This is a genomic window from Oceanobacillus saliphilus (genome assembly GCF_023522835.1).
In the GTDB taxonomy this organism is placed as follows: Bacteria; Bacillota; Bacilli; order Bacillales; family Amphibacillaceae; genus Oceanobacillus; species Oceanobacillus saliphilus.
The window spans coordinates 98,496-118,480 of the sequence record NZ_JALCZU010000009.1 but is presented as its reverse complement, the minus strand read 5'-3'; the positions used below and the strand labels follow the sequence as shown (position 1 = coordinate 118,480).

Below are 19,985 nucleotides of genomic sequence, written 5' to 3'. Positions count from 1 at the left end.
ACAAAAGCGCGGGGTGCCTTGATGAAGGCGCCCCGATTTTTTGTTCAGTCAAAAAATTGTATTCATAACAGTTCGTCCCGAGCATAAGATATATAGACATCTTTCCCGGGAGGCTTCCGTTATGCGTTTTTTAATTATATTGCTAATCGTAATCTTAATAAATCTCAGTTTTCCTGTAACTGGACAAGCAGCACCTGGAGTCTCAGCGAATAATGCCATTCTTATCGAACAATCTACAGGAAGAGTGTTGTTTGAAAAAAATGCACATGAACAGGCAAATATAGCAAGCATCACTAAAATCATGACTGCAATTATTGCTGTTGAATCCGGGAAATTGGACGAGTATGCTAACGCTACAAGAAACGCCATCTATACAGAAGGGTCCTCCATTTATCTGGAGCAAGGGGAAAAAATGAAATTGGAAGACCTTGTTTATGGATTAATGCTAAGGTCGGGCAACGATGCAGCAGTCGCGATTGGTGAACATGTAGGAGGGAGTTTAGAAGGGTTTGTTTTCATGATGAATGAGAAAGCGACATGGCTCGGGATGACCAATACCCATTTTGATAACCCTCATGGTCTTGACTCTGATACGCACTACTCCAGTGCATATGATATGGCAATACTTATGAAATACGCCATGGAAAATGAATCATTCAAAAAAATAAGTGGAACCGTATCCTATAAATCTGACAACAGATCGTACAGCTGGCAAAATAAAAATAAGTTGCTCACCCAATTCTATGAGTACTGTACAGGGGGAAAAACCGGCTACACAAGACAAACAGGCAGAACATTGGTTAGTTCAGCAGAAAAGGACGGTATGGAACTAATTGCTGTAACACTTGATGCTCCGGATGACTGGCGGGACCATATCTCCATGTTTGAGTGGGGCTATGAGAATTATAAAATGGAATCCCTTACGGACGAAGGTCCTGTGAAGTATAAGCTAAATAAAGATAATCGGACAATGAACGGATACGTAAAGGAGGAGCTTTCTTTTCCTTTAGCCGTAAATGAACGTGACAACATTTCCTTCAAAAATTTCCTGTTGGATTACCCAGATTTGGAAAAGGAACAGGTTATCGGTAAAACTGTATTTTACGTAGACGATATACCACTTACCGAGACCACTATATACAGCGTTCAACTAGCCAAGGCAGATAATTCGTTTATACAGCAGGTGAAATCCATATTCAAGAAGACATTGGGAATGAAATCGTATGATTAATATTATTTGGGCTTTCATGGCTGTCATAGGAATCGTTTTTGCCATGTTCAATGGACGAATGGAAGAAGTTAACCAAGCAATATTCGAGAGTGCAGGTGAAGCTGTTACACTTTCGATTGGTTTAATAAGCATTTTGGTATTTTGGCTTGGAATTATGAAGGTTGCTGAGGGTGCCGGGATTTTAATGGTCCTCACGAAATTATTCAGACCCGTCATTGTGCGGCTGTTTCCTGATATTCCGAAAGACCATCCAGCTTTTGGCTATATACTATCCAATATTACTGCAAATCTGTTTGGATTAGGAAATGCTGCAACACCCATTGGCATTAAAGCAATGGAACAAATGAAACAATTAAGCGGAACGGACACAGCTTCCAGATCAATGATTACCTTTCTAGCATTAAATACATCCGGTCTAACGTTAGTGCCAACAACAGTGATTGCTATTCGCATGCAATATAATTCCGTTTCACCGACCGAAATTGTCGGGACAACAATCATAACTACCTGCATCTCAACGGCAAGTGCCATTTTAATCGATCGCTTTTATTATTATAAAAGTACTTGGGGGAAATAGATATGGGGATTATTACATCAATAAGCACATGGATTATCCCATGTTTTCTGTTAATCGTATTATCTGTTGCTGTACTGAGGAAAGTTCCGGCATATGAATTATTTGTGGAGGGAGGAAAGGAAGGTGTCAAAATGGCATTTTCTTTACTTCCTTTTTTAGTTGGAATGATTGTAGCTATTTCCATTCTCCGTAGCTCTGGAGCAATGGAAGCTTTCATCAACTTCATTTCACCGGTACTGCTTTTTATAGGGTTCCCTCCGGATATCGTTCCATTGGCGTTGATAAGACCGATCTCTGGTACTGCTGCACTCGGAATGACCACAGAATTAATTGCAACTCACGGTCCAGATTCCTTTATTGGCAGACTCGCATCAACTATGCAAGGCAGTACCGATACTACATTGTACGTGCTAACGGTCTACTTCGGAGCAGTAGGTATTAAAAAAATGAGATATGCATTGAAAGTGGGACTGCTGGCAGACCTAATTGCTATACTTTCATCAGTCGTTCTTGTTAAAATGGTATTTGGATAAGATTTAAAGTGGCGTTAATGTAAAGTTAACGCTATTATTATGTAGTAAATAACAAGTAAAGCATGGTGATAATAATGACAACTAGTGGTGAAAGACTGCAGAAGGTAATTGCGCAAAGTGGAATAACGTCCCGAAGAAAAGCGGAACAACTCATTATAGATGGAAAAGTGAAGGTGAATGGTGAAATTGTAACGGAACTTGGAACAAAGGTTACAGGGGATGACAATGTAGAGGTTAACGGAGTTCCATTGGAAAAAGAAGATTCCGTTTATTACATGTTGTACAAGCCAAGAGGTGTAATCTCCAGTCTAAAGGATGATAAGGACAGGAAAGTTGTTATTGATTTAATGGAAGGCGTAAGTGAAAGAGTATTTCCTGTAGGAAGACTCGATTATGATACTTCTGGATTGCTACTTTTAACAAATGACGGGGATTTCGCAAATTTGTTAATGCATCCAACCCACGGAGTAGAAAAGGTGTACGTTGCCAAAATTAAAGGAATACCTGACAAGAGAGAACTCGGAAGACTAAGAAGAGGCGTCAAATCAGAAAAGGATTTGTTAAAAGCTTCTAATTACAATGTACTCACAACCGACAAAAAGAAAAATACCGCCATTATTGAATTAACTTTACAAGAAGGCAAGAACAGACATGTAAGAAGAATGATGGAGCAATTAGGCTATCCTGTCATGAAACTGAAACGGGAAAGATATGGAAACCTTACATTGGACGGCCTGAAACCTGGTGAATACAGAGCACTTACACCTAAAGAAATAAAACAAATCAGGAATGCTGCTATGAAATTGTAAAAGAATAGTCAAAATTTACCCTTTACTAAAGTGGTATAATAGCGAAGGGAGTGATTAAATTTGAGTCTAGAACAGAAAAAAAAGAACAAACAGAAGAAAAAAAGGAATCGCTTACTATTCAGAACAGCTATTCTGGCTATTTTAGCGGGGGCAGTTGTATTTACACTTATCACAAATCTGCAAAAAGATAACACAATCTATAAAGCTGGCGATCTGGCTCCAGACTTTCAGCTTGAGCAAATCAGCAAAAATTATGATGCAGAAACCATACAATTAAGTGATTTGGAAGGTAAGGGAGTCATGCTTAATTTCTGGGCTACTTGGTGTAAACCTTGTGAAGCGGAAATGCCGTATATGCAGGAATTGTACCCGGAATATAAAGACAAGGGTGTTGAAATCGTAGCCGTCAGTCTTGATGGTACGGAGCTTGTTGTTGACCGTTTCATAGATAAATATGATTTAACATTTGCAATACCTCATGATAAAACGGGAGAGATTAGAGATTTATACAAAGTTGGACCTATTCCAAGTACTTTCTTTATAAACCCTGATGGTGAAATTGAAGAGATAGTGAATGGTGCTCTATCTTTGGAACGGCTCGATGGATACTTGCAGGCAATACAACCAAGCACAAATTAATCGTTACAATCAGTGTGGGGGATATAAATGAAAAAAATAAAATGCGAATGCGGGCATATCAACCCAGAAGGAACAGTCTTATGTGAGGCGTGTGGAAAGCCAATTGAAGGTAACCAGCATATTGATGGCAATCAGGATAATAAACTGATTAATATGCGTTACGACGGCACTGCACGTCGGTCACAAACGTACAATAAATCAATCATAGACAAAATATGGAGCTTCTTCTCCTCCGTGAAAGTCGGCGTATGGTTAATTGTGATAGCATTGGTTGCTTCAATGCTTGGAACAGTTTTTCCACAAGAAATGTACATACCTGCAGATGCAGTTTCTCGTGATCCTGCAATTTTTTATGAAGATATATATGGAATATTAGGGCTGATCTATTACCAGCTGGGTTTTCATAATTTATACAGTTCTTGGTGGTATATGGTATTAATTGCCCTTATTGGTATTTCTCTTGTTATATGCAGCCTGGATCGCTTTGTACCATTGTACAAAGCATTGAAAAAACAAAAGGCAAAACGTCATGAAACATTTTTAAACAGACAACGGTTATTCAGTGAAACGGAAACAGTATCCAAGGAGGATATTGAAACCGTCAAAGCTAATTTGAAAAAAGCTCGTTATAACGTTCGTGATGAAGATGGGCATATACTTGCCGAAAAAGGACGCTTCTCCAGATGGGGGCCATACGTCAACCATATTGGCCTGATTATTATTCTTATCGCTGCAATTTTACGTTCAACATCGCTTATGTATACCGATGAATACATCTGGGTAAGAGAGGGCGAACAAATAGTTATTCCTGGCACGAACGGCGAATACTATATCGAAAACAAAGAATTTATCATGGAAACACATGATGAAGATGACGAACGGTTCGCGCAGGCAATACAGCAGGAAGGTATTGTTCCAAGTAACTTCCAGACAGATGTTGTCGTCTATCAGGCTACTAACTCATCTATACCGGGAGCTGCACCTGAACTTGAACCCATTTTGACCGATTCCATTCAGATGAACAAACCGGCTAAATTCGATAAATACACGCTATACCAGTCAGGATATCAAGTGAACGAATTTACCAGTATGACTTTTAAGATTCATGAAACAGATGATCCTGATGCATCCGCTTTGGGAACATTCACGATCGATTTAACGAACCCCGAAGCAGCCTATGAGCTAGATAACGGCTTCTCGGTTTCGATAGAACAATATTATCCGGATTACTATATGAATGATGGTGCACCAACATCAGAGACAAATTATCCAAGAAATCCAGCTTTTGTCATGATGGTATACCCTCCTAATAACGAAAGTCCTGAAGTGAGTTTTATCGGTATCGGGAGAAATATTGACGCCACTGGGGAAAATAATTATAAACTTGGGATTTTAGATTTTGAATTACATGATGTCAGTGGTCTGACACTCAGAGTCGATTATACATTGCCTTTCTTTATGCTTGGTGCAGCAATATTCATGATAGGAGTTACACAGGGAATGTATTGGCAACATCGAAGAATCTGGATTAATCCTAAGGGTAATGGCGTTCTGCTTGCAGCCCATACAAATAAAAATTGGTTTGGAATTAATAAAGACATCGAGAAAGTTTTAAAAAATACATCGATTGCGATGGTTGTAGACCAGCAGGAACTGGATGAATAATTGTTGCTTGCGGAATCAATCGTTGTATTGGTTGCGCAAGCGATGGATCCTGGATAGGGAGGAATTTTTTAATGGATTTACTTAGTTTGAGCAGTACGATGCTATATACAGCATTTATTCTATATTTGATTGCAACATTTTTCTTTGGGGCTACCATCAGGCAGAACAAATCTGACAGAAAGAAAAAAACCAAATCCGGAACAATCGGGATTACAATCACCATTATCGGTTTTATTGCGCAGCTCGTTTACCTTATAACGAGGTGGATTGCAAGTGGACATGCACCTGTAAGTAATATGTTTGAATTTATGACATTCCTCGGAATGTGTATGGTCCTTGCATTCATTATCATCTATTTTTATTACAAATTGTCTTTTCTTGGGCTATTTGCACTTCCTATAACAATGGTTCTTATAGCTTATGCAAGTATGTTCCCAACCGATATTTCACCACTGGTACCTTCTTTACAAAGTCACTGGTTGTACATACATGTAACAACGGTTGCCCTCGGACAAGGAATATTATTTATCAGTTTCGTGGCAGGAATCATGTATTTGACAAGACAAATTGATCAAACAGTCAGGAATAAAAGAAATACATGGCTTGAAATCGTTCTCTATACAATTATATTATGTGTAGGATTTATTATCATAACTACCATTTTCAATCTTATGAATTACAACGCTACATTTGAATACCAGGAAGGTAACCGTACTGTCATAACAGAATATCATCTACCTGCGATTGCGGCTCCAAACGAGGGAACACTTCTGACGGAAGATGCTATGCAACCATGGTTTGAAACACCGAAATGGATGCATGGTGCAGATGCTGGCCGAAAGTTTAATACAGTCATCTGGTCATTCATATCCGGGACCATCCTTTATGGGCTGATTCGATTGTTTACCCGTAAAAGGATTGGCGCAAAGCTGCAACCGCTTCTGAAAAGTGTAAAGCCGGATTTACTTGATGAAATAATGTATCGATCCGTAGCAATAGGCTTCCCTATTTTTACACTTGGTGGATTAATATTTGCTGCAATCTGGGCACAAATTGCGTGGGGCCGTTTCTGGGGCTGGGATCCTAAAGAGGTTTGGGCACTTGTTACATGGTTCTTTTATGCTGCTTTCCTTCATTTACGCCTATCAAGAGGGTGGCATGGTGAAAGGTCAGCCTGGCTTGCAGTTATAGGATTCGGCATTATCATGTTTAACCTTATTGTTGTTAACTTAGTATTGGCTGGTCTCCATTCATATGCTTAGACTTTTCCTTACTGAACGGGGTATCATAAAGATACCTCGTTTTTTAGCAGATAGGAAATCAGGGGGCGGAGAGCAGTTCGCCACCATCTATAATGAAATAGGCAAAATAGAAATTAACCTGAATAAATCCATCTTGCAATGCTTAGACTTATTCATTTCATTATTGCTTATTATTGCCTGTTTTCATGCGAAATATAGAAGAATTTTCTAGCTGTGTAAGTATAACTTGGCTGACATCGAAAGATTTGGTGACAACCAAGTTTTCTAATACTTTTTTTACAATATGGTTTATAATTTACAATTAGAGTTGAATTTAGGGGGAACTAACATGGAGGAAAACGCTAGGATTTTAGTTGTCGATGATGAAGAAAGAATTCGGAGACTAATTCGGATGTACCTTGAAAGAGAAGACTATATCGTAGATGAAGCGGAAAACGGAAAAGATGCCTTGGAAAAGGCTTTAAATACTGACTATAATGCAATAATTCTCGATATTATGATGCCAGAAATGGATGGTATCGAAACGTGCCAGGAATTACGAAAAGAAAAAGACACTCCTGTCATTATGTTGACTGCAAAAGGTGAAGAGGCTAACCGTGTACAAGGCTTCGAAGTCGGAGCAGATGATTATATCGTCAAACCTTTCAGCCCAAGGGAAGCGGTATTGCGTGTGAAAGCACTACTGCGTAGAGTATCTGCATCTTCTTTCAATGAGGCAGATACTTCTACCAAAAATATTTTGGTATTTCCTCATATAACGATTGATCATGATGCACACCGTGTTACAGCTGATGGGGTAGAAGTTAGTCTTACGCCTAAAGAATATGAATTGCTCTGTTTTCTTGCAAAATCTCCTGATAAAGTTTTCAACAGGGAGCACTTGTTAAAAGAAGTATGGCAATATGAGTTCTTTGGAGATCTTCGCACGGTCGATACGCACGTCAAAAGACTGCGGGAAAAATTAAGTACCGTATCAAAATCTGCAGCTAAAATGATTGTGACCGTCTGGGGAGTAGGTTATAAATTCGAAGTTGATGATGCATAATGTTTTGGCGCAGTGTAGTTGGTAAACTCTCTTTAACGATTCTATTGCTGGTTGCCTTTGTGCTTTCCATTCTGACTATTTTCCTCATGGAATTCTTTGAAAATTTCCATATACAGGAAGCTGAGAAAGAAATGATGCAGACAGCAACGAAGATATCCTCTCTAGTCGAAAGGGGGCAGGAGAGGCCTTTTGTCGAAGAAATGACAGAGTTGCTAAAAGATCCTAACAGTAGGATAGCCATCTTCTATAGTGAAGACGACATCTGGTTGTCTACAAGCAACGATTCTGATCTCATTCCACAGGAGGAAGGTTGGATCGAATCAAGAGATGAAATTAACGAAGTAATCCATAACCAGCAGAGAATCAAAAGGCAGATAGACATCCCGGGTAAGGACGAAGAAATGATTATTGTAGGATCACCTATTGAAAATGGTGGTGCTATATTTGTATTTCAATCACTCGATATAATTAATCAAACAAAGGCACAAACTACCAAGCTAATCCTGCTCAGTGCGGGTATTGCCATTATACTTACTGCATTCTTTGCAGTATTCTTGTCGACAAGAATCACCTCTCCATTAATTAAAATGCGTGAAGCAGCCTATGATCTTACAAGGGGAGAATTTAATACGAAAGTCCCCGTTCTAACCCATGATGAAATAGGTGATCTTGCCATAGAGTTTAATCGAATGGGAAGACAGTTGAAATTTCATATCAATGCATTAAGACAGGAAAAAGAGCAGTTATCAAGTATTGTAAGTTCAATGGCTGATGGTGTACTTACACTTAATCGGAATGGGGACGTTCTAGTCATAAACCCGCCTGCACAAAAATATATTGATGCTTGGCACTTTGAAAATGATGTTAGTTTAAAAGAACCTCGCAAGCTTCCATCAGAAGTGCAGGAAGCTCTTAAGGAAGTAATTGATGGGGAGCAGGCTGTTCTACGTGAGATAGGGTTGCAAGGGCGAAACTATGTTATGCTGATGACGCCTTTATATGACCAAACTTATGTAAGAGGTGCAGTTGCCGTCATTCGGGACATGACTGAAGAAAGACGGTTGGATAAATTAAGGAAAGATTTTATAGCCAATGTATCGCATGAGCTTCGTACTCCAATTTCGATGCTTCAAGGATATAGCGAAGCGATTGTTGATGATATTGCAGATACGAAAGAGGCTAAAAATGAACTTGCTCAAATCATACATGAAGAATCGCTTCGCATGGGACGTCTTGTAAATGAACTGCTTGACCTTGCAAGAATGGAAGCTGGCCAGATAAAATTAAATCTGGAAACATTGGAAATTGAATCTTACGCGAAACGTATTGTAAATAAATTCAAGGGATTGGCTTCCGATAATAATATAGAATTGACATTGGAAGTAAATAATGACTATTCGAATGCTATACTTGATCCTGACCGAATTGAACAAGTATTTACAAATTTGATAGATAATGCCCTCAGACATACGACAGAAGGGGATACTGTTCAAGTTTCCATTGTTAACAATTTTAGTGGAATGTATGTGGAAGTGAAAGATAGTGGGAGTGGAATACCGGAAGAGGATTTGCCGTTTATTTTTGAACGCTTTTATAAAGCCGATAAATCCCGAGTACGCAATAAAGAGAAAAAAGGTACAGGACTTGGTCTAGCTATTGCTAAAAATATCATCGATGCCCATAAAGGGACCATTCAGGTGAAAAGCAAGTTAAAGCAGGGAACTACTTTCAGCTTTGAATTACCACAGAACCACAATAATCAATAAGGCTTTTCTATTCGTTTATCTTATGCTATTATATGTTGTGGTGGAAATGAATCGTATAATTTGAACATTGGTTAAAAGGGAATCCAGTGAAATTCTGGAACTGTCCTCGCAACTGTAATTGATTACGAACTAAGCAATCCACTGTATGTGTTTACATATGGGAAGGGCTTAAAGTAGGCTTGAATCATTAGTCAGTAGACCTGCCAATTTTCAATTGTTTCAATGCTTCGAGGATATGAGCGGTTGAGACTTACAAATACATACAGTACTTTGTCTATGATTATTTGTTTGTCTTAAATCCGTCTTGACTCATCAAAGACGGATTTTTTTAGCAGATAGGAAAGTATAAAACTTTCCTATCTGTATAAGTGCAACTAAGGCTGTCACCGAAAGGCTTGGTGATAACCAAGTTTTCTAATGTTTAACACAAAAACTTTCATTTCCAGCAACAATTATTATTTCAAAAAGGTGGGAAAAAGATGAAAAAATTAGGAATGCTATTTTCAGTAATAATCATGTCCGTAGGTTTACTAATTGGATGTGCTTCAGGAGAAGAAACGAATCAAAATACTTCAGTCAGCACAAACAATACATCGCATTCCGAAGAGGTGGCAGAGGATGCTGTCAGAATTACTATAACTATCGATGAGGGAGCTGAATTTGTAAACGAACAGGAAATCCCGATTTCTGAAGGGGATATCCTAATGGACGTTATGGAGGAAAACTTTTTCATTGAAACAGAGTTTGATGGTACATTCATAACATCGATAGAAAGAGTCGCTGCAAGTGATGAAGATCAAACAGCGTGGATGTTTTTTGTGAATGATGAGATGCCGACTGTCGGAGCAAGTGAATATGAGCTGTCTCCTGGTGATAAAGTTGTTTTTGACTTACAATCCTGGGAATAGAATATGAACACGTACAAGATAACAATAATCGCTTTATTGGCTGCAATGGCAGTTGCAGGAAGATATGCATTTCAATTTATTCCCAATGTACAGCCTGTTACTGCTTTAATTATTATTTGCGGCATTATCTTGGGACCATTATCCGCCATGCTTTTGGCTTTTCTAACCACATTTCTCTCAAACATGCTGATGGGAATGGGTGTATGGACTGTATGGCAAATTATTTCCTGGAGCATTATTGGAATACTGAGTGGTGTGATGAGTAAATTTCTTAAACGTGTCCCATTTGCAGTAATTGTATTGTTTGCTGTATTTAGTGGATACTTATATGGATTGATCATTTCATTGACAAACTACCAGATAACAGGGAAATTTTGGCCCTATTACATTGCTGGACTCCCATTCGATACAAGTCACGCAATTGGCAATGCAGTGTTTATCATTTTCCTTTATCCGATAATAGCGCATTTATTTAGCAGATATGCACAGAAAAGATTTACAGTTAGAAATACCAACTGAATCCAGTTGGTATTTTTTTGCGTATAAGAAACTTACCGCCATCTGTAATGGGAAAAGGGAGATTAGAATTTAACCCTAATAAATCTATATATTAATAACTCAACTTTTGCATAATTTAACTCCAGTTAAACGGTTGAACCTATTTTGTTGGTACGAAAGTTGAGTTAATCATTAATGTAAACGGGATAAACAGACACTTGCACTTTTATTTTATTCCATATAGTATGATTGTAACCTTTTCGTATTAAAAACGACTATTTACTTGAACGGAGGGTCTCTATGAAGGCCGTTTTCGATAAGTTATATGATAATTATCACCAGGATCTGTTCCAATATATTTTTTACATGGTAAAAGATAGGGAAACAACGGAAGATCTTGTTCAAGAAGTCTATATTAAAGTGCTAAAATCCTATCAAAATTTCAAAGGGGAGAGCACTGAAAAAACATGGCTTTTCTCCATAGCAAGACATGTTACATATGACTATTTCCGTTCACTAAAAAGAAAAAGAAATAGAATAATTGATCTTTTTGACTGGGAAGAAAAAGGGAGCAACATTGCTGATTCAAATGATTTACCTGAGGAAGTGGCAATAAAGAATGATCAGCTTAAACGTATCTATACATGTCTTGACAAGTGTACCATCGACCAGAAGAGTGTATTGATTCTTCGTTATCTGCAGTCCTTCTCCATTCAAGAAACTGCCGAGATACTTCATTTCAGTGTAAGCAAAGTCAAAACGACACAACATAGAGGATTGAAAGCATTAAAAAAACTTTTGCTGGAACAAGAAGAGAAAGGAGGAGATGTTCAATGAAGCAAACAGAAGAAGAACACCAGGAAATCATTGATCGTTTACGGGAAATGCCTGAAATGAAAGATGAAACAGATAAGCAGGTGTTGTACAACCGCATCTCCTCAAGCGTTTCAAACAAAGAACAGGTAAAGAGTAGAAACCAAAAACATAAGCTGGTTCCCGTTCTAGCCACCATTATGACCGCCGCCCTGATTTTTATTATTCCATTTATTATGAATCAAAGAGAACAATTAGATTTAAGTACAGAATCTGGAACTGAATTAGCGACCAACAGTGATGAAGCGGAATACTCAAGAATGATGGAAAGCTCTGATTTCGAGCAGGACATCGAAGAATCAGAAGAACAGGATATAAATTCTATGAATGAATTAACGATTACTCCTGAAGGGGAACTGCAAAGCTATGTGATCCAGGAATCCAACGAACCATATAAGGTTGTATATGGTGCTTTATCAGATCCTCAGCAGCAATTCATCATTCCGATTTCATTTATAATAGATGAGACTGCAGACTTAGAAGAATACTACAATAATCTTGAAAATTATATGAACAGGGAAGATTGGATTACAAATGATTACATGCTGAAGAATGCTTCTTTTGAGTTAAAGGAATCTGTAGTTCTCGTTGATTTAGAAAATGGGTTTGACATTGGTGAAGGGTCGGCAAATGCCTATATATTTGAAAAAGTGCTTGTTGCCATGTTTACTCCTTATGGTATAAGTAAAGCTGTCTTTGAATCTGACAGCAACGGAATAGACCTTGGTCCCTACGGATTTGTCGAAGAGCTTCCACTAAAAAGGGAAGAGGAAGAAATCTATAAACTTTATAATAATCAACTCTTAATTCCTCTTCCTAATACAAATAATCTCTCCATTGGTGATGCTATTACCGAAATGAAAGCAGAAGAGGAAGAATTCAATCTGGGTCGAACAATACCAGAAGATATTCATTTCTCAATCGATTCAACCGGCGACCAGCTTATATTGACACTTGATGAAGAGTCGAATTTTGGAAACGGGCAGGAAGAGCTGACAATGATTGAAGCGATACTGATGACTGCCAAAAGTTTTGAGTACAAATTTGTACAATTTAATGATCTTCCCTATAACCAAATCGGTACGTATGATACTTCAGAACCGATTCAAGTACCTGAAGCTGTAAATCCCGTAGACATAAGGAATTAATGATAAGTAACTATAAAAAGTGTTTTTGAAATAATATTTTTCAAAAACACTTTTTGAATGTATAATATAAAACAAAAGCACTTAGCACTTCGACCACCCCACAACAAGAAGGATGTTCGACTAAATTACTGTTAAAAAGAGTTTTCTATGATTCACCGAATTTCAATGGATTTCCGTGGAATGGATTTTCTGCTATTTTTATTGAACCTGTTGGACAACCTTCAAAGGCATCAAGCAAATCATCCATTAACTTTTTCGGTATGATAGATGTCCCTGTATTTTCGTCGATTGAAACATAGGAAAGACCCTCATCATCATAAGTAAAAATACGTGGAGCTGCTGCACCGCATGCACCACATGCAATACAAGTTTCTTTATCAACGATTGTGTATTTCGGCATCCGTTTTCCTCCTAAAACCAAACCCGCTACTTATATTCTAAATCTGATTTCAATTGTTTTCAACAACATCTGATATAATATTGCTTTAAGGGGGATCTTTAGATGATTTTCGATGGCATTATTTTAACATGCGTTTCCAATCTAAACGGAGAAAGAACGGCTTCCAGCATCTATCATTTGGTAAAGGGGAAGAAATCCATTCAAACTATCCAGGATGCTCATATTTATCAGTTGGATAAATTTTACGGGATTCACAGTCATCTGACAAAAGAGCGTTTCAATAAAAATTTATCTGCGTTGGTTACAGCTGGATTGTTGAAACCGGTTGGAACAAAGGATGGCGTATTTCAGTTAACAACGCATGCTGTCAATTGGCTTGATAATCATAGAGAACAATTGAAAATCGACTATTTTCATGGACTAACCTACAATGGAACGGCAAATAGCTTTTTTTTAAGACTTTTGTTGCTCATTCAGACACTAACGAATACTAAAATGGACCATTATCACTTCATCCCTGTGACCGATAACTATCATGTAGAAAGATGGGTTAAACAGGTATATAGAAAAATAAACAATAATCAGGAAAAAGCATTGGAGTCGCTATACATCGAACTATATAGCATATTAAAAAAATTACCCGATAAGGATGCTTCTGTATTTGTTGATAGGCTTACTGGCTATCAAAATTACGGGTTGAGTACCAATCAACTTTCTGACAAATATAACCTATCAGCAGATGACGTTCATTTAATACTTACAGGGGTTATCCATTATTTACTAAGTACAATTCAGGAAAAAGAAGGAAATTACCCGATTCTTTCTTACATCGTAAAAGATCTGGATAAAGCTGTACAAATTACACATTCGGCAAGTATAACGAGTGAATTATTAAGTAAAAACTACACAATAGAGCAAATATCGGCAATGCGCAATCTTAAGATAAACACCATTTACGATCATATAGTGGAATTGGCTCTCTATGAAGCCAACTTTCAGGTGGACGAGTACATATCCCAAGAGGAGCAGGAGGAAGTGTTAACTGTACTGAACAACGTGAACTCTTATAAATTAAAGGACATCAAAAATTCAGTAAACACGAATATCAGTTATTTTCAAATAAGACTTGTTCTCGCAGTTAATAAAAAATTGTTAAGCCAGGGTGATTAACATGCAGCAAACTATTCCGTTAGAAGATTATTTACAGAGATATTTTCATTTCAATTCATTTCGGACAGGTCAAAAGGAGATAATCCAGGATGTTCTTGAAGGAAAAGATGTACTTGGAATCCTTCCCACCGGATCAGGGAAGTCGATTTGCTACCAGCTTCCGGCTATCATTCAGGAAGGGACTACCATTGTTGTTTCACCGTTAATCTCCTTAATGATAGACCAGGTAAAAGAATTAAAGGCAAACAACTTTAAAGGAGTTGTTGCTATCAATTCTTTTATGAACCCTGCCGAAAGAAGAACGGTCTATACGAATCTTGGAAGCTATCAATTAATTTATGTTTCTCCTGAGTTATTACAGCAGCATGAATTGATTTCCCACTTAAAAAGCATGACTATCAAATTAGTTGTTATCGATGAAGCCCATTGTATCTCGCAATGGGGACATGATTTCAGACCGGATTATCTGAAGCTAAGTGAAACCCTTGAAGTTTTACATCATCCGACAGTGATGGCTTTAAGCGCAACCGCCACTCCTGAGGTCCAGACAGATATCATCCATTCCTTGGGAAGGCCAAACATGCATAAACGAATATATCCCATGGACAGGGAAAATATCGCTTTTTGCATGGAGGAAGTTACCGATGATGTCGAGAAGAATGAACGGATCATCCAGTTATTTAAACAGTTCAAAATTCCGGCATTAATTTATTTTACAAGCAGGGCAGTGGCGGAAAAAACAGCAGAAATTCTGTCCACACATCTTCCGGAGAATAATATAGCATTCTATCACGGAGGCATGGAACAACTCGATCGTATAAGCATTCAGCAGCAGTTTATGAATGGTCAGCTGGATATTATATGCTGTACAAGTGCATTTGGAATGGGGATCAATAAAAGTAATATCAGACTGATCGTTCATTATCACCTTCCACTTCAGCTAGAGTCCTACATTCAGGAAGTCGGCAGAGCAGGAAGGGATGGCAATTCCAGTGTAGGGTTATTACTTTTCTCACCAAAGGATCTTTATATTCCAACTAATATGATTAAAAATGAACTTCCTGATGAAACAGACTTAAGAAATTTATTCCTGTACTTAAAAAACTTGGTGACTCAAGAAAAAATGAAGATTACTGAAACAAATGAGCAAATTGAAAATCGGCTCCAGATCAGTGAAATACAATGGAAGTTTTTCCGTTACCAATTAGAAAAACATGGTATTATAAAAAATAATTATATTATCTATGATGAAGAACAGTGGAATGAAACCATGCGTCTGATTCAATTGATCATGAAAAACCGATTCATGTACAAGCAAGAAAAATTGTACGATGTATTCAATTGGATTCATGATAAAAAATGTCTTCGCAATCAGTTGTATCGTAATTTTCAGTCCGGTTTCAGAAACGCTACGTATCAGTGCTGTAGTAATTGTGGGTTCTCCTGGAATAAATGGGAACCTGATGAAACCGAAACAAACAGCAAGCGAATATCAAGTTGGCAAGCGAACCTGAAGAAACTATTATTGATTGGAGAATTTGATGAAACAGAGTGACCTTATGAAACAACTTTCCGATAAAGCGTTTAAACTTCTTCTTCTTTCATAAGCACTATTTATAAAATTCGTTTTATCTTTTTTAAAAGCTTTTCAGACTGCCTTCTACATGTTGATAGCAACTAACAACAACCAAAATATGTCCTACAATGGCTCCATTTATGAGCTGATCAAAACTTTTACTGGTTACGGTCACAGCTTTCTGTTTGTGCTTGTGATTCGCTTTAAGAAGTGAGGTGCTTTGTATTGAATATGAATCAAGATTCCAATAAGGAAAATGAATTACGAAGTCTTTTTGAGGAATTGGAAAAAGGCAATGAAAAGAAAACAATTCATACGGAGACAAACACAGATAAAAACACCGAAACAAAGCGGGAAGTTGATATTTTAAACCTCCCACCGAGGAAAGAAATCCATTCTGCTAATGCCGGAATGCATTTTAGAGTTAACAAACCGTTATTTCGTTTTCTGTTTGTATTATTTTTACTTATTATTATATTGATTGGCGCATACTATTTTTGGGATAATGAATTATTTTCTTTCGTAAATTTTATACAAATTTTCTAGCTAAGTACAACTTCAGGGGAGACGTTGTAATTGATTAAGTATATAATATAATCTATGTCCATTTGTTCACATCGTATATAGGACCTATGATTTTGGACGTCATAAACGAACCACACATGGCGGCATATCCATATTTTGGACACCGTCCGTATTAGAAAACGAAAGTATTTAGTATGCATCAGGACGAGTACCTGAGTTCACTTATGTAGAATGTCACGTACTTACTTTAAAAATAAAAACAAAGATAAATACATGGCACTGTTCAACATAATGATGATATGCATATAGTGTATTAAGTGCTTACAATTATGATTAATTGATACAATGAAAAGAGTAATTTTCACAAATAGGCACCTATATAAGGGGGATGCAGTATGCGTATTGAACGTTTGTCTAATGACCAATTTAAAATATTTTTAACGTTTGATGATTTGATTGAACGTGGTTTTACGAAAGACGATTTATGGCATGATGCATCAAGTGTCCGCAACCTTTTCAGTGATATGATGTATGAAGCCAGCAGTGAGCTTGGTATTGAACTTGATGGTATGCTTCTCGTCCAAGTTCATTTAATGCAGGCCCAGGGGATGCATATATTTGTGACACAGGAGTATGAGGAACTTACTTGGGACGATGATTTTATCGAAATGAAGGTTACGTTGGATGAAAGCAAGGAATTAATCTTTTCATTCAATGAATTTGAAGATATTATCCAGGTCTCATCCTATTTATTGCCTTTAGCTGTTGAAGGGGGAAAAGTTTACCACATGGATAATCGTTATTATATGATCCTTGACGAAGCTGATTTCCCTGAAATTAATAAAGAGGATATCATAGGAATCATGTCCGAGTATTCGAATCCGAGCATTATTACTTCGCATAGGTTGGATGAATATGGAAAAGTAATTTTTCCATCAAATGCAGTCAAAAAAATTATCGATACATTTTATTAGAGGGGTTAACTATTCTTACAGATTTCAAAGGAGTGCATAGAATGAAAGTCGCAGTTTTATACGGGGGAGTATCTGGTGAACGGGAAGTTTCACTCTCCTCTGGAAAGGGAATAATCAAAGCACTAAAGGAAAAGGGACATGAGGTTATTGGGATAGATTTTAACCCGAATCAATTGGAAGAAATCATTCATTTGGAGGCCGATCTTGTGTTCATCGGCCTTCATGGTAAACACGGTGAAGACGGAAGGATTCAAGGGTTATTGGATATGCTTGGTATTCCATATGTTGGCTCCGGTGTTCTTGCTTCTGCCCTGGCTATGGATAAAGCAAAAGCAAAACAGGTCTTTATGATGCATAATATTCCACAAGCAAAGAGTGAAGTATACACAATTACATCGTTAAGCGAATCAGAGAACATAGCAGAAGAAATAAAAAAGGCGTTTAACCCGCCATTTGTTATTAAACCAAATAAAGAAGGGTCTACGTTGGGACTTACTATCGTAACTGACTCAGCACAAGTTTTGGATGGCGTTAAATGTGCAGCTGCGAGCGATGACACGCTATTGGTTGAAGAATTTATTAAAGGAAGAGAATTAACTGTAGCTGTAATGGGTAAAAAGGGGCATGAAAAAGCTTTGCCAATTGTCGAAATCATACCCAAAAATACTTTTTATGACTATGAATCCAAGTATGCTCCTGGAGGCAGTGAGCATATAGTGCCTGCCTTAATTGATGAGGAAATAACGAATAAAATACAATCCTATGCAGTTCTTGCCCATCAATCACTCGGATGTGAAACATATTCCAGAGTGGATTTTATTTTAAATGAAGATAACCTGCCTGTAATTCTAGAGGTAAACACATTGCCAGGTATGACGCCCACAAGTCTATTTCCCGATGCAGCAAAATCTATCGGAATCAGTTACAGTGATATGATTGAACAATTTGTTAATCTTACATTGGAAAACGTAAAATAGACAGCATTTATACAGCATCCTAGACGAGTCTATACTATTGCATATTTATCATGAAAGTGTATACTAATCTCTGAGTGGCTATATAAAACTTTTATGTATATTGTAGGAGGTAAATGAATGGTAGCCGAAAAAGCAGCAGATTCTACCAAAGAAACACAAGAAAATATGGATGTATTACGTTCAACACGAACTGTTGTAAAAACAGCATTGGAAAAACTTGGTTACCCAAATGAGGTTTATGAATTGTTAAAAGAACCTTTACGTATGATGACTGTGCGTATTCCCGTACGTATGGATGATGGGTTAGTCAAGGTTTTTACTGGGTACCGTGCCCAGCATAACGATGCAGTTGGACCAACAAAAGGCGGAATCCGCTTTCATCCAGATGTAACAGAAACCGAAGTAAAGGCATTGTCTATCTGGATGAGCTTAAAAGCTGGTATTGTTGACCTCCCATACGGAGGTGCAAAAGGCGGAATAATCTGCGACCCTCGCGAAATGTCGTTTCGGGAATTGGAAGCATTGAGCCGTGGATATGTTCGAGCTGTAAGTCAGATTGTAGGACCAACAAAAGATATTCCTGCACCTGATGTTTTTACAAACTCTCAAATTATGGCCTGGATGATGGATGAATACAGTAAAATAGATGAATTTAACAGTCCAGGATTTATTACTGGTAAGCCAATTGTTCTTGGAGGCTCTCATGGAAGGGAATCTGCGACAGCAAAAGGTGTTACGATCGTATTGAATGAAGCAGCAAAAAAGAAGGGTATTGAATTAAAAGGCGCAAGAGTTGTTATTCAAGGATTCGGAAATGCAGGCAGTTTCCTATCCAAATTCCTTCATGACGCAGGTGCAAATGTTGTCGGAATATCAGATGCTTATGGTGCTTTGTATGATCCTGAAGGGTTGGACATCGATTATCTGCTTGATCGCAGAGATAGCTTTGGAACCGTAACCAAATTGTTCAATAACACCATATCAAATAAAGAATTATTTGAATTGGATTGTGACATCCTTGTTCCCGCTGCAGTAGAAAACCAGATAACCCGGCAAAATGCGCATAAGATTAAAGCTAGCGTCGTCGTGGAAGCTGCAAATGGTCCTACAACAATGGAAGCAACTAAAATTCTCACAGATCGTGACATACTTCTTGTACCAGATGTATTGGCTTCCGCTGGTGGAGTTACTGTATCCTACTTCGAGTGGGTACAAAATAACCAGGGATTCTATTGGTCCGAAGAAGAGATTGATAAAAAGTTACATGAAATCATGATTAAATCTTTTAACAACATTTATAATACAGCAAAAACAAGACGTGTCGATATGAGATTGGCTGCGTATATGGTTGGTGTAAGAAAGATGGCTGAAGCAGCCAGATTCCGTGGCTGGGTTTAGACAAGCACGGT

Annotated in this window: 20 protein-coding genes and 1 riboswitch; of the genes, 19 read left to right on the top strand and 1 reads right to left on the bottom strand. The window is 37.7% G+C overall.

All coding sequences use genetic code 11. The features are described from left to right. Positions 1-121 precede the first annotated feature (121 nt). The 13 genes from MN204_RS15080 (at position 122) to MN204_RS15020 (ending at position 12,954) form a co-directional block, all read left to right on the top strand. Complete coding sequence (locus tag MN204_RS15080) at positions 122-1,231, top strand: D-alanyl-D-alanine carboxypeptidase family protein (RefSeq protein WP_249871906.1); 1,110 nt, start codon at positions 122-124, stop codon at positions 1,229-1,231. After that, positions 1,224-1,808 carry a nucleoside recognition domain-containing protein gene (locus tag MN204_RS15075; protein ID WP_249871905.1) on the top strand — a complete coding sequence of 195 codons (585 nt, stop codon included), beginning with the start codon at positions 1,224-1,226 and terminating at the stop codon, positions 1,806-1,808. The genes MN204_RS15080 and MN204_RS15075 overlap by 8 nt, the downstream gene beginning before the upstream one ends. Before the next feature lie 2 nt (positions 1,809-1,810). Then, a complete protein-coding gene (locus MN204_RS15070; RefSeq protein WP_249871904.1) occupies positions 1,811-2,341 on the top strand; it encodes a spore maturation protein in 531 nt (176 codons plus the stop codon). 74 nt (positions 2,342-2,415) lie between these two features. Continuing rightward, the gene (locus MN204_RS15065) at positions 2,416-3,150 is read left to right on the top strand and encodes a pseudouridine synthase (RefSeq protein WP_249871903.1); all 735 of its coding nucleotides are present in this window, start codon (positions 2,416-2,418) and stop codon (positions 3,148-3,150) included. A gap of 60 nt (positions 3,151-3,210) precedes the next feature. Continuing rightward, entirely contained in the window at positions 3,211-3,789 is a 579-nt protein-coding gene (resA, locus tag MN204_RS15060; RefSeq protein WP_249871902.1) for a thiol-disulfide oxidoreductase ResA, read from the top strand. 27 nt (positions 3,790-3,816) lie between these two features. Continuing rightward, positions 3,817-5,454 (top strand): cytochrome c biogenesis protein ResB, encoded by a 1,638-nt coding sequence (resB, locus tag MN204_RS15055; protein WP_249871901.1) that lies wholly within the window; start codon positions 3,817-3,819, stop codon positions 5,452-5,454. Positions 5,455-5,525: 71 nt separating this feature from the next. After that, the gene (ccsB, locus tag MN204_RS15050) at positions 5,526-6,716 is read left to right on the top strand and encodes a c-type cytochrome biogenesis protein CcsB (RefSeq protein ID WP_249871900.1); all 1,191 of its coding nucleotides are present in this window, start codon (positions 5,526-5,528) and stop codon (positions 6,714-6,716) included. A 328-nt stretch (positions 6,717-7,044) separates the two neighbouring features. Beyond that, complete coding sequence (locus MN204_RS15045; protein WP_249871899.1) at positions 7,045-7,761, top strand: response regulator transcription factor; 717 nt, start codon at positions 7,045-7,047, stop codon at positions 7,759-7,761. Further along, positions 7,761-9,527 (top strand): ATP-binding protein, encoded by a 1,767-nt coding sequence (locus MN204_RS15040; RefSeq protein ID WP_249871898.1) that lies wholly within the window; start codon positions 7,761-7,763, stop codon positions 9,525-9,527. The genes MN204_RS15045 and MN204_RS15040 overlap by 1 nt, the downstream gene beginning before the upstream one ends. Positions 9,528-9,578: 51 nt before the next feature. After that, a riboswitch (cobalamin riboswitch) is annotated at positions 9,579-9,749 on the top strand. Between the two features lie 257 nt (positions 9,750-10,006). After that, complete coding sequence (locus MN204_RS15035; protein WP_249871897.1) at positions 10,007-10,435, top strand: DUF4430 domain-containing protein; 429 nt, start codon at positions 10,007-10,009, stop codon at positions 10,433-10,435. Between the two features lie 3 nt (positions 10,436-10,438). Then, complete coding sequence (locus MN204_RS15030; RefSeq protein WP_249871896.1) at positions 10,439-10,954, top strand: ECF transporter S component; 516 nt, start codon at positions 10,439-10,441, stop codon at positions 10,952-10,954. A 279-nt stretch (positions 10,955-11,233) separates the two neighbouring features. After that, entirely contained in the window at positions 11,234-11,770 is a 537-nt protein-coding gene (gene sigX / locus MN204_RS15025; RefSeq protein WP_249871895.1) for an RNA polymerase sigma factor SigX, read from the top strand. After that, the gene (locus tag MN204_RS15020; protein WP_249871894.1) at positions 11,767-12,954 is read left to right on the top strand and encodes an RsiX family anti-sigma factor; all 1,188 of its coding nucleotides are present in this window, start codon (positions 11,767-11,769) and stop codon (positions 12,952-12,954) included. Before sigX ends, MN204_RS15020 begins: the two co-directional genes overlap by 4 nt. Before the next feature lie 145 nt (positions 12,955-13,099). Here the strand turns inward: MN204_RS15020 and MN204_RS15015 are convergent, their stop codons facing one another. Further along, positions 13,100-13,354 (bottom strand): ferredoxin, encoded by a 255-nt coding sequence (locus tag MN204_RS15015; protein WP_249871893.1) that lies wholly within the window; start codon positions 13,352-13,354, stop codon positions 13,100-13,102. A gap of 102 nt (positions 13,355-13,456) precedes the next feature. Here MN204_RS15015 and MN204_RS15010 point away from each other — a divergent pair, with 102 nt between their 5' ends. From MN204_RS15010 to MN204_RS14985, 6 genes are all read left to right on the top strand, one after another. Next, the gene (locus tag MN204_RS15010; protein ID WP_249871892.1) at positions 13,457-14,524 is read left to right on the top strand and encodes a YpbB family protein; all 1,068 of its coding nucleotides are present in this window, start codon (positions 13,457-13,459) and stop codon (positions 14,522-14,524) included. A 1-nt stretch (position 14,525) separates the two neighbouring features. Continuing rightward, positions 14,526-16,079: a RecQ family ATP-dependent DNA helicase gene (locus MN204_RS15005; protein ID WP_249871891.1), complete on the top strand. Its 1,554-nt coding sequence runs from the start codon at positions 14,526-14,528 to the stop codon at positions 16,077-16,079. A 246-nt stretch (positions 16,080-16,325) separates the two neighbouring features. Next, on the top strand, positions 16,326-16,646 hold the full coding sequence (locus MN204_RS15000) for a hypothetical protein (RefSeq protein ID WP_249871890.1): 321 nt from the start codon (positions 16,326-16,328) through the stop codon (positions 16,644-16,646). Positions 16,647-17,020: 374 nt separating this feature from the next. Further along, complete coding sequence (locus tag MN204_RS14995; RefSeq protein WP_249871889.1) at positions 17,021-17,599, top strand: genetic competence negative regulator; 579 nt, start codon at positions 17,021-17,023, stop codon at positions 17,597-17,599. A gap of 41 nt (positions 17,600-17,640) precedes the next feature. Further along, the gene (locus MN204_RS14990) at positions 17,641-18,576 is read left to right on the top strand and encodes a D-alanine--D-alanine ligase (protein WP_249871888.1); all 936 of its coding nucleotides are present in this window, start codon (positions 17,641-17,643) and stop codon (positions 18,574-18,576) included. Positions 18,577-18,693: 117 nt separating this feature from the next. Beyond that, positions 18,694-19,974, top strand: coding sequence for a Glu/Leu/Phe/Val family dehydrogenase (locus tag MN204_RS14985; RefSeq protein ID WP_249871887.1), 1,281 nt, complete (start codon positions 18,694-18,696; stop codon positions 19,972-19,974). Positions 19,975-19,985 lie beyond the last annotated feature (11 nt).

Coding starts and splice junctions, on each gene's coding strand:
- MN204_RS15065 (WP_249871903.1), top strand. CDS start 2,416: ATGACAACTAGTGGTGAAAGACTGCAGAAGGTAATTGCGCAAAGTGGA.
- MN204_RS15080 (WP_249871906.1), top strand. CDS start 122: ATGCGTTTTTTAATTATATTGCTAATCGTAATCTTAATAAATCTCAGT.
- MN204_RS15045 (WP_249871899.1), top strand. CDS start 7,045: ATGGAGGAAAACGCTAGGATTTTAGTTGTCGATGATGAAGAAAGAATT.
- MN204_RS14995 (WP_249871889.1), top strand. CDS start 17,021: ATGCGTATTGAACGTTTGTCTAATGACCAATTTAAAATATTTTTAACG.
- MN204_RS15020 (WP_249871894.1), top strand. CDS start 11,767: ATGAAGCAAACAGAAGAAGAACACCAGGAAATCATTGATCGTTTACGG.
- MN204_RS14990 (WP_249871888.1), top strand. CDS start 17,641: ATGAAAGTCGCAGTTTTATACGGGGGAGTATCTGGTGAACGGGAAGTT.
- MN204_RS15070 (WP_249871904.1), top strand. CDS start 1,811: ATGGGGATTATTACATCAATAAGCACATGGATTATCCCATGTTTTCTG.
- MN204_RS15005 (WP_249871891.1), top strand. CDS start 14,526: ATGCAGCAAACTATTCCGTTAGAAGATTATTTACAGAGATATTTTCAT.
- MN204_RS14985 (WP_249871887.1), top strand. CDS start 18,694: ATGGTAGCCGAAAAAGCAGCAGATTCTACCAAAGAAACACAAGAAAAT.
- ccsB (WP_249871900.1), top strand. CDS start 5,526: ATGGATTTACTTAGTTTGAGCAGTACGATGCTATATACAGCATTTATT.
- MN204_RS15030 (WP_249871896.1), top strand. CDS start 10,439: ATGAACACGTACAAGATAACAATAATCGCTTTATTGGCTGCAATGGCA.
- resB (WP_249871901.1), top strand. CDS start 3,817: ATGAAAAAAATAAAATGCGAATGCGGGCATATCAACCCAGAAGGAACA.
- MN204_RS15010 (WP_249871892.1), top strand. CDS start 13,457: ATGATTTTCGATGGCATTATTTTAACATGCGTTTCCAATCTAAACGGA.
- MN204_RS15015 (WP_249871893.1), bottom strand. CDS start 13,354: ATGCCGAAATACACAATCGTTGATAAAGAAACTTGTATTGCATGTGGT.
- MN204_RS15075 (WP_249871905.1), top strand. CDS start 1,224: ATGATTAATATTATTTGGGCTTTCATGGCTGTCATAGGAATCGTTTTT.
- sigX (WP_249871895.1), top strand. CDS start 11,234: ATGAAGGCCGTTTTCGATAAGTTATATGATAATTATCACCAGGATCTG.
- MN204_RS15040 (WP_249871898.1), top strand. CDS start 7,761: ATGTTTTGGCGCAGTGTAGTTGGTAAACTCTCTTTAACGATTCTATTG.
- MN204_RS15035 (WP_249871897.1), top strand. CDS start 10,007: ATGAAAAAATTAGGAATGCTATTTTCAGTAATAATCATGTCCGTAGGT.